Genomic DNA, 12,698 nt, shown 5'->3' with positions numbered 1-12,698 from the left:
CGGTCAACCAAAAGAGGTGTCCGCTGAGCCGACGCATGCCCTCCGGTCTCCCTTCCGGCGAAGGTACCTTCGCGCGACTGAGCGCTCCGAGCCGAAGGAAGTGGAACGTGACCGATCAACTCGTGGACCTGCGGGACAAAATCGTGTTCGTCACCGGTGCCGCGCAAGGGCAGGGCGCCGAGCATGCCCGGACAACAGCGCGGCTAGGTGCACGCGTCGTCCTGGCCGATCTGGACGAAAGCGCCGTCGCCGCAGTGGCGGCGGAGATCGACGGCGAGACGCTCACGGTCGGATTGGACGTGCGCAGCAAGCAAAACTGGGCTGCCGCGATGGAACGTGCGCGCGCCGAGTTCGGCCGGGTCGACGTGCTCGTCAACAACGCTGGGTTCTATCGCAAGGCGCCGTTGGAGAGTTTCGAGGAGGAGCACCTCGCGCAAACGTTGGGCGTCAACCTGATCGGGCCGGTTCTCGGGATGCAGGCCGTGCTGCCGTTGATGCGCGAACGCGGCGGTTCGATCATCAACGTCGCTTCGACCGCGGGGTTGACCGGCTTCGCAGGCGGGCTGGGATACAGCGCCTCGAAATGGGGGCTGCGCGGCGCGAGCAAATCCGCGGCGAAGGAGCTTGGCGAGTTCGGCATCCGGGTCAATTGCGTGTGCCCGGGCGCGATCGACACGCAGATGATTTCCGAGACGACGCGGGCGGGCGGGGGAGCGGTGGCGGGTCAGCCGATCCGTCGTCCTGGTACGACTGCCGAGGTGGCCTCGCTGGTGGCCTTCCTCGCCAGCGACGCCAGCAGTTACTGCACCGGACAGGACTTCGTGATCGACGGCGGCCAAACAGCCTGACGAGCGGCCTTCACCGTCGGCGTCCCCGACGGTGAAGGCTACGCGGATCCGCCGTTGGCCAGCTGCAGCTCGACCGCGGAGGAAGGCTCGGTGGACCGCGGAAGGTCCGGCACCGCCCGAGGTCGCAGCGTCGGAACCCCGTTGGCGACCCGCCATACCGTCGCGGCGGCGTTGCGCACCTCGGTGATCGTCGAGACCAAATCGAGTGCCCGGGTCGGCCCGCACACCGACAATGCGAAGTGCCCGTCGTCGTCCATCGTGGTGATCGGGGCGGCCACCACGGTGACGCCGTGATGAGTGCCCTGTTCGTCCACCGCCACCCCGCCGCGGTCGCGGATGCGGGCGAGGTCGCGCAGGAGCTGGCTGCGCGACTGAATGGAGTACTGCGTGGGCGCGTACCCGAAATGCAGTTCGGGCCAATGATCGGGGGACAGAGTGGCGAGCAGCGCCCGGCCGGGGGCGGTGAGCGGCACCGGCTGCCGCGCGCCCGCGCTCCATTGCCCGGAGGCGGACGGCCACGAGCCGATCCGTTCGAGGTGCATGATCTCGGAGCCGACCAGCATGCTCAGGTACACCGTCAGCCCGCAGCGCCGGTGCAGCTCGGCCATCACCGCCACGGCGGCGCGGGGGACGGTGCGCCGCCGGGTGAACTGCGAGCCGAGTTCGAACATCCGCACGCCGAGCGTGTAGGTGAACTCCTTGCGCTCCACCCAGCCCAGTTCGACCAGCCGCTGCAGGATCCGGTGCGCCGACGACCGCGGCACGTGGGAGCGGCGGGCGAGTTCGGCCAGGGTCAGCGGCCGTTCGCCCACGAAGGACTCCAGCAGCGACGCGACGCGGTCGATCATCGCCGCGGGGGCTTCCTCGATGTGCGCCATTGCAACACCACCTCCAGAGACTGCGTGTGTCAGATTAAGACTACCTGTCAGAATCTGACACCTTGGAGTGTAGGCACATCGACACTCGGCTGTAAACCGGCTCGCGGACAGAGAAGTGCGCCGTGTCCGGGCAAACCGGGCACGGCGCACCTGTGCGGTCACACCGTCTGCACGATCCGAAGCCGCCCTGCGGCGACCTCGGCCTCGAGGGATTCCTTGAGCCGCGAACATCCGGCCAGCGCGGGTCCCGGAATCGGCGAAGCGCCGAGTTCCGCGCAGGCTTCGACGGCGTCGGCGTTCCACTGCAAGCTCGTCTGGTGCACGGTGCTCTTGCGCACCAGCAGCCGTGCCGCGCAGTGCCGGCACCGCAGCGGCTGCATCGGCACGTCGTCGAGCCGGTTGTCGGTCCTGAGTTCGCTCACGGCGCGGTCTCCGTCGGCTTGGCCTGCCGGGCGATGTTGGCGGCCACCTCGTCGTGCCACGCCTTCGTCGGGCGGGTGAGGTCCAGTTCGTACTCGAACCGGTCGACCATCTCCGGCCGGATGTCCGCGACGTCGACGTAGAACTGCTCGTACCAGCGGCGGAGCTGGTACACCGGCCCGTCTTCCTCGCACAGCAGCGGATTGTCGATCCTGGCTTTGTTCTTCCAGATCTCGACGTCCTGCTCGAAGCCGACCTTGATGTAGTCGCCGAGCGCGATCGCCGACGCCATCGCCGCGTCCTCCGGCAGCGACGCCGATTTCTTGACGATGATCCCGTACTGCAGCACGAACGAATCCGCTGAGATCGGGTAATGGCAGTTGAGCAGAACCGTGTGGTGATCGCCGAACTCGTAGTGGTAGGTGAGGTCGTCGATCATGAACGACGGGCCGTAATACGACGCGACGGAGGTGGTGCCGAGCATTTTCGGCTGCCCCTCGGGCGCGGGGTAGTCGTCGCGGGCGTCGCCGTTCATGTACTGGGTCGCGACGTGGCCCTCGAAGACGTTCTTGAAATAGGTCGGCAGCGATCCGTGCACGTAAAAGAAATGCGCCATGTCCACGACGTTGTCGATGATCTCGCGGCAGTTGGTGTTCACGACGGTCGTGTACCAGTGCCAGTCGGTCCACTCGTCGCTTTCCGCGCCCTCGATGCGCGGGATGGCGACCTCCTCGGTCGGCTTCTTGCCTTCCGGGTCGTGCCAGACGAACAGCAAGCCGTCCTGTTCCGAGGTGGTCCACGCCCGGGTGCGCGCGAGCATCGGGACGCGTTTGCTGTACGGGATCTGCTTGCACCGGCCGTCGCCGCCCCAGCGCCAGTCGTGGAACGGGCAGGCGATCTCGTCGCCCTTGACCTCGCCCTGGGACAGATCGCCGCCGAGGTGCCGGCAGTAGGAATCGAGAATATTGATCTTTCCGTTCGCTCCGCGGAACACCACGAGTTTCGTGCCGAAGGCGTGCACGGTATGCGGTTTCCCGTCGGCGAAATCGCGGACGAGACCCAGGCAATGCCAGCCGCGGGCGAAGCGGGACGGCGCCGAATCCGCTTCGATCAGGCGGATCTCGTCCGGTTGCAGAGAAGTCATCGCGCTCTCCTGGAAAGGGTAGGCGGGGGCTGTCGGTCCGGTGCGTTCCGGTTGTAACAAGAGCCGGGGTGACGAACCCGGTCGCAGTTCACTGACTGGAACGCCGTCGGTGCACGACGTCGGCCGGGCTCCAGATCGCGCGCATGCTCGTGATCCGGCCGCGTTCGTCGAACGTCATGACGTCGATCGGCTCGATCGAGCTGACGAACTCGTCGGTCGTGGTGATCACGCGCAGGTGGAAGGCCGCCGTGTCGCCGGCAGCCCGGACGGTCAGCAGTTCGGCCGTGAGAGCGAGGCCGTCGAGTTCGCCGTAGAACGCGGCGATGGCGTCACGGCCCTTGCGGACAGCGCTGCCCGCGGGGTCTTCGACGGTGGCGTCCTCGGCGTAGAGCTCAGCGATCTTGGCCGAATCGCCTGCTTCGAGCCTGCGCGCGTACTCCGCGACTGTCTGGGTGATCTTGTCGATGCTCAGCATGCGGGGGATGCAAGCACAGCCGCGACCGGGAAAAAGCCCGAGCAACCGCTTGGTGGGAACCGACCGGTCTCCCAGTCAGCGAAACGACGGCCATCCGGCGTCCGGGTGCGGCCCTAACCTTCCCCAGGTCCCGATCAGGCGACGACGACCAGGAGGGTGGATGTCCACCGAAACGAGTACCGGCCGCGAGACCGTGCCGGGTTCGCGCGGGACGAGGGTCCGGGTGACCAACGTCGTGGAGGAGACCGCCGACGCGCGCTCGTTCGTCGTGGAGCCGGTCGGGGGCACCGCGTTCGGCTACCGTGCGGGACAGTTCCTGACCGTGCGGGTCCCGGACGCCGGAAGGGGTTCCGCCCGCTGCTATTCGCTGTCGAGCTCGCCGCACAGCGACCAGGCGATGAAGTTCACCGTCAAGCGGGTGCGCGGCGGGCACGGATCCAACTGGCTCTGCGACACGGTCGCGGCCGGGGACGAACTGGACGTGCTCCCGCCCGCCGGGACTTTCACGCCCGCGTCGCTGGACCAGTCGGTGGTGCTGCTCGCGGGCGGCAGCGGGATCACGCCGGTGATCGCGATCGCGAAGTCGATCCTGTTCGGCGGCAGCGGGGACGTCGTGCTGGTCTACGCGAACCGGGACGAGGCGTCGGTGATCTTCGCCGGGGAACTGGCCGCCCTCGAGAGCAAGTTTCCCGACCGCTTCACCGTGATCCACCTGCTGGAGTCGCTGCAGGGCTATCCCGGCCGGAACCTGCTGACCGTGCTGCTGCGCCCGTTCGCCGGCCGCGACGTCTACCTCTGCGGCCCGGAGCCGTTGATGGACCTGGCGGCGGAAGTCTGCGCCGGGCTGCCCGGGACCCGGGTGCATTCGGAGCGATTCCTTTCTCTGCAGCAAGATCCGTTCGCCGACGAGCCAGAGCCAGGCAGCGGCGAGGTCGTCTGCACAGTGCGGGCCTCCCTCGACGGAGCCGACCACGTCGTGCCGTGGACGGCCGGGCAAAAACTCCTCGACGCCCTTTTGGCTGCAGGCGTCGACGCGCCGTACTCGTGCCGTGAAGGCGCCTGCAGCGCGTGCGTGTGCTCGCTGACCTCAGGGAAGGTGGCCTTGGCGCGCAACGAGATTCTCACCGAAGACGATCTCGCCGAGGGCTACATCCTGGCGTGCCAGGCGGAACCGGTCGGCGACGAGATCGCCATCGAGTACTGAGGCCGCTGTTCCACTCATCAGGAGACCTGGTCCGATCCGGCTTCCTGGTTGGCAAGCTCGACCCACTGCGAAGACCTAGGAGGCCCGTGTGCCGAATTCAGTGCTCGACAATATCGAGGCGATCGCCGACGAACTCCGCGCCGCCGCCGAGGAAGGCGAGTCGCTCGGCCGCCTTCCCGACGACATGGCGAAGCGGCTCAAGCAGGCGGGCCTCATCCGCTTGCTGCAGCGCAAGAAGTACAACGGCTACGAGGCCCACCCGCGCGAGTTCGCCGAGACGGTCATGAAGACCGCGAGCATCTACGGATCGGCGGGCTGGGTGGGCGGCATCGTCGGAGTGCATCCGTGGCAGCTCGCCTTCGCCGATCCGAAGGTGCAGGAAGAAATCCTGGGCACGGACACCGACACGTGGCAGGCGTCGCCGTACATGCCCGCCGGTGTCGCGGTTCCGGCGGACGGCGGATTCGTGCTGAACGGCCGCTGGCAGTTCTCGTCGGGAACCGACCACTGCGACTGGATCTTCCTCGGCGCGATGCTCGGCGGCCAGGACGGGCAGCCGCTGATGCCGCCGCACAGCATGCACGTGATCCTGCCGCGCTCGGATTACGAGATCATCGACGGTTCCTGGGACGTCGTCGGTCTTCGCGGCACCGGCAGCAAGGACATCGTGGTCAAGGACGCGTTCGTCCCGGCGTACCGGGTGATGGACGCGGACAAGGTCATCGACGGCTCAGCGGCGAAGGAGTTCGGCGTCACCGAGACGCTGTACAAGATGCCGTGGTCGACCATCTTCCCGCTGGGCATCACCTCGGCCACCATCGGCATTTGCGAGGGAGTGCTGGCCGCCGGGGTCGACTACCAGCGCAACCGGGTCGGTGCCACCGGAACCCTCGTCAAAGACGACCCGTACGTGCTGCACGCGCTCAGCGATTCGGCTTCGGAGATCGACGCCGCGCGCCAGCAGCTTCTGTCCAATGTGGACCGGGTGTGGGACAAAGTCGACCGCGGCGAGGAGATCGACTTCGCCACGCGTGCCCAGATCCGCCGGGACCAGGCCCGCGCGGCGTGGCGAGCGGTTCGCGCCGCCGACGAGATCTTCGACCGCGCCGGCGGGAACGCGCTGCGGATGGACAACCCTCTGCAGCGTTTCTGGCGGGACGCGCACGCCGGTCTCCACCACGCGATCCACGTCACCAGCACCACCTACCACGCCGCCGCGCTGGCGTCGCTGAACGTCGAAGTCCCGCAGGGTCCCCTGCGCGTGATGATCTGAGAAAGGACTCCCTCATGAGCGAAATCAAGGGACTCGGCTACGTCCGGGTCATCGCCACCGATCTGGAGCGCTGGCGCGAACTCGGCTTCGACGTGCTCGGTTTCGCGCCGGGTTTCGGCGACGAGAAGGACGCGTTGCACTTCCGGATGGACGAGCGCCCGTCGCGGATCACCGTCGAGCAGGGCGACGCGGATCGCGTGACGGCCGTCGGCTGGGAAGTGCGCGACGCTCCGGCGTTGCGTCGGCTTCGCGCGACGCTCGAGGACGCTGGCGTGGAGTGCACGCCGATGTCGCAGGAACTCGCGGACCGGCGCAAGGTCGAGGCTGGCTTCTCCGCGAAGGATCCCGGCGGCACGCCGCTCGAGTTCTTCCACGGGCCGGTGCTCGAACACAGCCCCGTGGTCACCAAGTACGCCCACAAGTTCGTCACCGGCGCGCAGGGCCTCGGTCACGTGGTCATGCCGACCACCAGCTTCGACGAGTCCTTCGACTTCTACACCGAGACGCTCGGCTTCCTCTCGCGCGGCGCGTTCCGGATGCCCGGCCCGCCCGAAGCCGGTCCGCTGCGCATCCGGTTCCTCGGGATCAACCAGCGCCACCACAGCCTGGCGATCATGCCGAGTCTGGAAGGCCGCGACCCGGGCCTGATCCACGTCATGGTGGAGGTCGATTCGCTCGACGCGGTCGGCCGCGCCTACGACCAGGTGCTGGCGCGCGATTTCCCGGTGTCCTCCACTCTCGGCCGGCACACCAACGACAAGATGATCTCCTTCTACGTGCGCGTCCCCGGAGGCTGGGACATCGAGTACGGCTACGGCGGTCAGCTCGTCGACGAAAGCTATTACACCGCCGAGGAAATCACCGCGGACAGCTACTGGGGCCACGAATGGCTCTGGATGAAGGAAATGAAGGAAGCGCGGAAAGCCGCCGAGTCCACTGTGGATGCCTGACGTGGAGAACAGTTTCGACGCAGTCGTCGTCGGGGCCGGTATCGCCGGTCTTTACGCGATGCACAAACTCCGCAGCCGCGGCATGCGCGTGCGGGGCTTCGAGAGCGCGGCCGGGGTGGGCGGCACCTGGTACCACAACCGGTACCCCGGTGCGCGCTGCGACGTCGAAAGCATCGACTACTCGTACTCGTTCGACGAAGACCTGCAGCAGGAATGGACGTGGAGCGAGCGATTCGCGGCCCAGGAGGAGATCCTGCGGTACCTCGGCCATGTCGCGGACCGGCACGACCTGCGCTCCGCGTACGAGTTTTCGACCCGGGTGACGGCGGCGGACTACGACGACCGGTCCGGACGGTGGACGATCCGCACCGACACCGCCCGGACCGTCCGCGCGCGGTTTTTCGTGCTGGCCACCGGTGTCCTGTCCGCGACCAATCTGCCGGAGATTCCCGGCCGGGACAGTTTCGCGGGCGAGCTCTACCACACCGGAGCCTGGCCGCACCACGCCGTGGAGTTCGAGGGCAAGCGCGTCGGCGTGATCGGGACCGGGTCGTCCGGAATCCAGACGATCCCGGTTGTCGCGGAAACCGCGGCACAGGTGACGGTTTTCCAGCGCAGCCCCAACTATTCGATTCCCGCGCGGAACCGCCCGCTGACGCCGGAGTACCTCGCGGAAGTCAAAGCCAGTTATCCCGAGCGTCGGCGGCTGTCGCGGATCAGCGGCGGCGGCACGCCCAACAGCCCGCATCCGCGCGGCGCGCTCGAGGTCGACGCCGCCGAGCGGACCCGGATCTACGACCAGTGGTGGGAACGCGGGGGATACCTGTTCGCCAAGGCTTTTCCCGACCAGACCACGAATCTCGCCGCCAACGACACCGCGCGCGAATACGTCGAAGCCAAGATCCGCGAACTCGTGCACGACCCGGAGATCGCCGAGCAGCTCATCCCGGACGACCATCCGATCGGCACGAAACGGATCGTCACCGACAGCGGCTATTTCGAGGCGTACAACCGGGAAAACGTCGAACTGGTCAACCTCCGGCGCACGCCGATCACCGAGATCGTGCCGGACGGCGTCCGCACCTCGGCGGGGCTTCACGCACTCGACATGCTGATTTTCGCCACCGGTTTCGACGCGATGACGGGTTCGCTGTCCCGCATCGACATCCGCGGCCGGGACGGGCGCACGCTGCGCGACGAATGGTCGGCAGGCCCGCGCACCTACCTCGGGCTGGCGGTTTCCGGATTCCCCAACATGTTCGTCGTGTCCGGTCCCGGAAGTCCGAGCGTGCTGGCGAACATGGTGCTGACCGCCGAACAGCACGTGGACTGGATCGCGTCCTGTGTGGACTATCTCGACGAGAACCGCGCGACGACGATCGAGGCGAGCGAGGACGCCGTCGCGGAATGGGTGTCCACGTGCAACGCCAACGCTGCGGCGACGTTGTTCCCGGCAGCCAATTCCTGGTACCTCGGCGCGAACATCCCCGGCAAGCCCCGGGTGTTCATGCCGTACGTGGGCGGGCTCGGCAAGTACCGCGCGATCTGCGACGAGGTCGCGTCCGCCGGCTACCGCGGGTTCGTCCTCGACGATCCCGCCGCCGAGGTGAAGGCGATGCTGGCGGGTCTGGCCGACTTCCCGGACGTGACCCAGCACGATCCCGCGGACCTGCGGTTGCTCATCCGCTCCCGCCGGGCACCGCTGACGCATCAGCCCGCGATGCGCATAGCGGAAGACCGCGTCATCGAAGGCCCCGGCGGGGACCTGGCCCTGCGGATCTACGCGCCGCACCACGAAACGCCGCTTCCGGTAGTGGTCTTCGCGCACGGCGGCGGTTTCGTGTTCTGCGACCTCGACAGCCACGACGAGTTCTGCCGTTCGATGGCCGATGCGGTCGAGGCCGTGGTGATCGCGGTCGACTACCGGCTAGCCCCGGAACATCCAGGTCCCGCAGCGATGGAGGACTTGTACGCGGCGCTGGTCTGGGCCACCGAGCACGCCGCTGAATACGGGGGAGACCCGGCGCGGATCGGCGTGGCCGGCGACAGTGCCGGGGGCAACCTCGCCGCGACGGTGTGCCTCGCGGCCCGCGACCGCGGCGGCCCGCGCGTCGCCGCGCAAGTCCTGCTGTACCCGGTGATCGACGACGATTTCTCCACCGAGTCCTATCAGCGTTACGGCGAGGGTTACTACAACACCGAGACCGCCATGCGGTGGTACTGGGCGCAATACGCGCCGAACGGAACCGACAGTCCCTACCTGGTGCCAACCCGGGCGGAGTCTCTTGTGGACCTTCCTCCCGCAGTGGTCGCGACCGCGGAACTGGATCCGTTGTGCACGGCCGGAGACGACTACGCCGCGCGCCTGCGGGAAGCCGGGACAGCCGTCACCGCGCACCGGTTCGAGGGCCTGTTCCACGGCTTCCTGACGATCCCGGCGTTGTCCCTGACCGAACCCGCGCGCGAAAAGCTCTGGCAGATGATGCGGGACCTCCTGGCCTAGGAAGGACTGATCCATGACGACCGACAAGCTGCGTCCCGTCCCGGCCGCCTCGATCGCCGAATGGCACGAGACCGCGGACGTGGTGATCGCCGGGTACGGCATCGCAGGCGTGTCCGCGGCGATCGAGGCCGCGAGGTCCGGCGCGCAGGTGCTGATCCTGGAACGCACGAGCGGCTGGGGCGGCGCGGCGGCGCTGGCCGGCGGGTTCGTGTACCTCGGCGGCGGCACTCCGCTCCAGCGCGCCCTCGGGGTCGAGGACACCGTGGAGAACATGGAGAAGTTCCTGCTCGCGGCCGTCGGTCCAGGAGCGGACGAAGCCAAGATCGCCGATTACTGCCGGGGCAGCTTGGAGCACTACGACTGGCTGGTCGGCAACGGCGTGCCCTTCCTCGAGGCGCTCTGGGACGAGCCCGGCTGGGAGCCGCCGCACGACGAAGGCCTGGCCTATTCCGGCGGCGAGAACGCGGCTCCGTTCAACGCCGTCGCCAGCCCGGCGCCGCGCGGACACGTGCCGCAGATGCACAACAAGCGCACGGGGGAGCGAGGCGGCGGCTACATGCTGATGAAGCCGCTCGCGGAGACCGCCGAAGCGCTCGGCGTACGCGTTTCCTACGACGTCCGCCTGAGCCGTCTCATCGTGGACGGCGAACGGGTCGTCGGCGTGCTCGCGCGGCGCTACGGCCGCGAGATCGCCGTCCGGGCCGAGCTCGGCGTCGTCCTGGCGACCGGCGGATTCGCCTACTCCGAGCGCATGGTCGCCGACCATGCGCCGCGGCTGATCGGCCGTCCGGGAGCCGCGATCGAGGAACACGACGGCGTCGGCATCCTGGCCGCGACCGCGTTCGGCGCGGCCACCGCGCACATGGACGCCACCGAAGTCGCGTTCTTCGCCGATCCGCAGATGATGGCGCGCGGCATTCTCGTCAACGGCCAGGGCCAGCGCTACGTCACCGAAGACACGTACCCGGGCCGGATCGGCCAAGCGACGCTGTTCCACCAGGACAACCAGGCGTTCCTGGTGATCGACGAACAGGCGCACGAGGAAGCGCTCGCGACCGAGACCGCCACGCCGATCTTCCGCGTGCCGCCGACCTGGGCCGCAGAGACTGTCGCCGAGTTGGAGGCCGACATGGGCCTGCCGGAACTGGCGCTGCAAACGACGGTCCAGGTCTACAACACCTATGCCGCGCTTGGCCGGGACCCGTTGTTCGGCAAGAAACCGGAGTGGCTGCGCCCGCTGACCGGCGCGGTCGCCGCGTTCGACCTGCGAGGCGCCACCGCCGGATTCCCTTTGGGAGGATTGCGGACCGACCTGGACTCCCGGGTGCTGCACGTATCCGGGGAGCCGATCCCGGGCCTGTTCGCCGCCGGACGCTGTACGGCGGGCATCTGCACCGGAGGTTACGTCAGCGGCGCTTCGCTGGGAGACGGCAGTTTCTACGGGCGCAGGGCCGGAATCGCCGCGGCGAAAGGAGAAGCCGAATGACCGGACCGTCCACATCGGACCCTGCGCGGATGCGGACCGTGCTGGGTCATTTCGCGACCGGCGTCGTGGCGATCACCGGCATCGACCCGGAAACCGGTTCGCCGGCCGGCCTGGCGGCGAACTCGTTCACCTCGGTGTCGCTCGATCCGCCGCTGGTCGCGTTCTGCGTGGCCGCGAGCAGCACCTCATGGCCGCGAGTACGGGCCGCGGGCTGCTACGCGATCAGCATCCTGTCCGAATCCCAGGAAGCAGTGTGCCGTCGGCTGGCGGCCCGCGGCGCCGACAAGTTCGCCGGAATCGGCTGGACGCCGTCACCGTCAGGTGCGCCAGTAGTGACTGATTCCCTGGCATGGATCGAAGCGGAACTCGACACCGAGCACGCGGCGGGCGACCACACGATCGTCGTTTCCCGGGTGCGGCATCTGCACTCGTCGGATCTCGAGCCGCTGGTCTTCTTCCGCGGCCGTTACGGGCGGATCAGCGCGGGCGTCCGCTGATCGGGAGAGCCGCGCGGATACCCCGGTTCTCGCTGGCAAGGTCGAACCATGACCCCCGAGCTGCTCGAACTCCCCACCGAACACGGCGTCCTGCGCTACCGCGAAAGCGGCGACGGCCCGCCGCTGGTGCTGCTGCACGGTTCCGGCCCCGGCGTGACCGGATGGCGCAACTTCGGCGCTAATCTGCCGACGTTCGCCCCGCACTACCGCACGATCGTGCTGGAGTTCCCCGGTTTCGGAGTCAGCGACGATTTCGGCGCCGCGCATCCAATGCAGTCCGCCAGGACCGCAGTACGCGCGTTCCTGGACGGTCTAGGGCTCGACCGCGTACGCCTGATAGGCAATTCGATGGGCGGATTCGTAGCGACGGACTTCGCCCTCTCAGCCCCCGAACGCGTCGAACGCCTGGTCACAATCGGCGGCATCGGAACCCCGATTTTCAGTTCCCAGCCAGGCGAAGGCATCGTCCGCCTCAGCGAATTCGCAGAAAACCCGACCCGCGAAGCCCTAGTAGCCTGGCTGCGCTCGATGGTCTACGACCAGGCCACAATCACCGAGGAACTCATCGAAGAACGCTGGACCCAAGCCACCGACCCCGCCACCCTGGAAAACTCCCGCAGAATGTACGGCGCAACAGCCCTGGCCAAAATGGCCTCGCGCAGCCCAGAAACCCCACCCTGGGCACACCTGCACAACCTCACCATCCCCACCTTGATCACCTGGGGCCGAGACGACCGAGTCAGCCCCGTCGACATGGCCCTGCTCCCCATGCGCACCCTCCCCGAAGGCGAAATCCACATCTTCCCGAAATGCGGCCACTGGGTAATGATCGAACAAAAAGCCGCCTGGGAAGCCACCGTCCTAGCCTTCCTAACCCGCTAACTTCTCTCCCCCCAACTAATCTCCCCCCAACACTTTTTTAAACCCAACCGGGCCGCGGGATCGCGTCAGAGTGAGGGGGGGGGGGAAGAGGGGAGGAGTGAGTGGTGGCATAGGACACGCTCACCAAGCCACACACCC

At 67.8% G+C, this 12,698-nt stretch carries 12 protein-coding genes; 8 read left to right on the top strand and 4 right to left on the bottom strand.

Translation table 11 applies throughout. The annotated features are described in order from the left end of the window. The first annotated feature begins 107 nt into the window (after positions 1–107). Positions 108–848: an SDR family NAD(P)-dependent oxidoreductase gene (locus ACZ7OI_RS17525; protein ID WP_470265244.1), complete on the top strand. Its 741-nt coding sequence runs from the start codon at positions 108–110 to the stop codon at positions 846–848. A gap of 38 nt (positions 849–886) precedes the next feature. Here the strand turns inward: ACZ7OI_RS17525 and ACZ7OI_RS17520 are convergent, their stop codons facing one another. The 4 genes from ACZ7OI_RS17520 to ACZ7OI_RS17505 all read right to left on the bottom strand — a co-directional run bounded on the left by ACZ7OI_RS17520 (position 887) and on the right by ACZ7OI_RS17505 (position 3,765). Further along, positions 887–1,726, bottom strand: coding sequence for an IclR family transcriptional regulator (locus tag ACZ7OI_RS17520; protein ID WP_470265243.1), 840 nt, complete (start codon positions 1,724–1,726; stop codon positions 887–889). A gap of 158 nt (positions 1,727–1,884) precedes the next feature. Next, positions 1,885–2,148: a ferredoxin gene (locus ACZ7OI_RS17515; RefSeq protein WP_470265242.1), complete on the bottom strand. Its 264-nt coding sequence runs from the start codon at positions 2,146–2,148 to the stop codon at positions 1,885–1,887. Next, a complete protein-coding gene (locus ACZ7OI_RS17510; RefSeq protein ID WP_470265241.1) occupies positions 2,145–3,290 on the bottom strand; it encodes a Rieske 2Fe-2S domain-containing protein in 1,146 nt (381 codons plus the stop codon). The genes ACZ7OI_RS17515 and ACZ7OI_RS17510 overlap by 4 nt, the downstream gene beginning before the upstream one ends. Before the next feature lie 88 nt (positions 3,291–3,378). Continuing rightward, positions 3,379–3,765 (bottom strand): nuclear transport factor 2 family protein, encoded by a 387-nt coding sequence (locus ACZ7OI_RS17505; RefSeq protein WP_470265240.1) that lies wholly within the window; start codon positions 3,763–3,765, stop codon positions 3,379–3,381. A gap of 160 nt (positions 3,766–3,925) precedes the next feature. Between ACZ7OI_RS17505 and ACZ7OI_RS17500 the strand changes: the two genes are divergently transcribed. The 7 genes from ACZ7OI_RS17500 to ACZ7OI_RS17470 all read left to right on the top strand — a co-directional run bounded on the left by ACZ7OI_RS17500 (position 3,926) and on the right by ACZ7OI_RS17470 (position 12,560). Next, positions 3,926–4,969, top strand: a complete 1,044-nt coding sequence (locus tag ACZ7OI_RS17500) for a 2Fe-2S iron-sulfur cluster-binding protein (protein WP_470265239.1) — start codon at positions 3,926–3,928, stop codon at positions 4,967–4,969. Positions 4,970–5,057: 88 nt separating this feature from the next. Further along, positions 5,058–6,242 (top strand): acyl-CoA dehydrogenase family protein, encoded by a 1,185-nt coding sequence (locus ACZ7OI_RS17495; RefSeq protein WP_470265238.1) that lies wholly within the window; start codon positions 5,058–5,060, stop codon positions 6,240–6,242. Positions 6,243–6,256: 14 nt separating this feature from the next. Continuing rightward, positions 6,257–7,192, top strand: coding sequence for a VOC family protein (locus ACZ7OI_RS17490; RefSeq protein ID WP_470265237.1), 936 nt, complete (start codon positions 6,257–6,259; stop codon positions 7,190–7,192). Between the two features lies 1 nt (position 7,193). Further along, positions 7,194–9,695, top strand: a complete 2,502-nt coding sequence (locus ACZ7OI_RS17485) for a flavin-containing monooxygenase (RefSeq protein ID WP_470265236.1) — start codon at positions 7,194–7,196, stop codon at positions 9,693–9,695. 13 nt (positions 9,696–9,708) lie between these two features. Then, positions 9,709–11,181 carry an FAD-dependent oxidoreductase gene (locus tag ACZ7OI_RS17480; RefSeq protein WP_470265235.1) on the top strand — a complete coding sequence of 491 codons (1,473 nt, stop codon included), beginning with the start codon at positions 9,709–9,711 and terminating at the stop codon, positions 11,179–11,181. 29 nt (positions 11,182–11,210) lie between these two features. Continuing rightward, positions 11,211–11,678: a flavin reductase family protein gene (locus tag ACZ7OI_RS17475; RefSeq protein ID WP_470265234.1), complete on the top strand. Its 468-nt coding sequence runs from the start codon at positions 11,211–11,213 to the stop codon at positions 11,676–11,678. 48 nt (positions 11,679–11,726) lie between these two features. Beyond that, positions 11,727–12,560: an alpha/beta fold hydrolase gene (locus ACZ7OI_RS17470; protein WP_470265233.1), complete on the top strand. Its 834-nt coding sequence runs from the start codon at positions 11,727–11,729 to the stop codon at positions 12,558–12,560. Positions 12,561–12,698 lie beyond the last annotated feature (138 nt).

The sequence above is a fragment of the Amycolatopsis sp. NPDC114503 genome (assembly GCF_055633655.1).
This window is presented reverse-complemented; position numbering and strand designations above follow the sequence as displayed.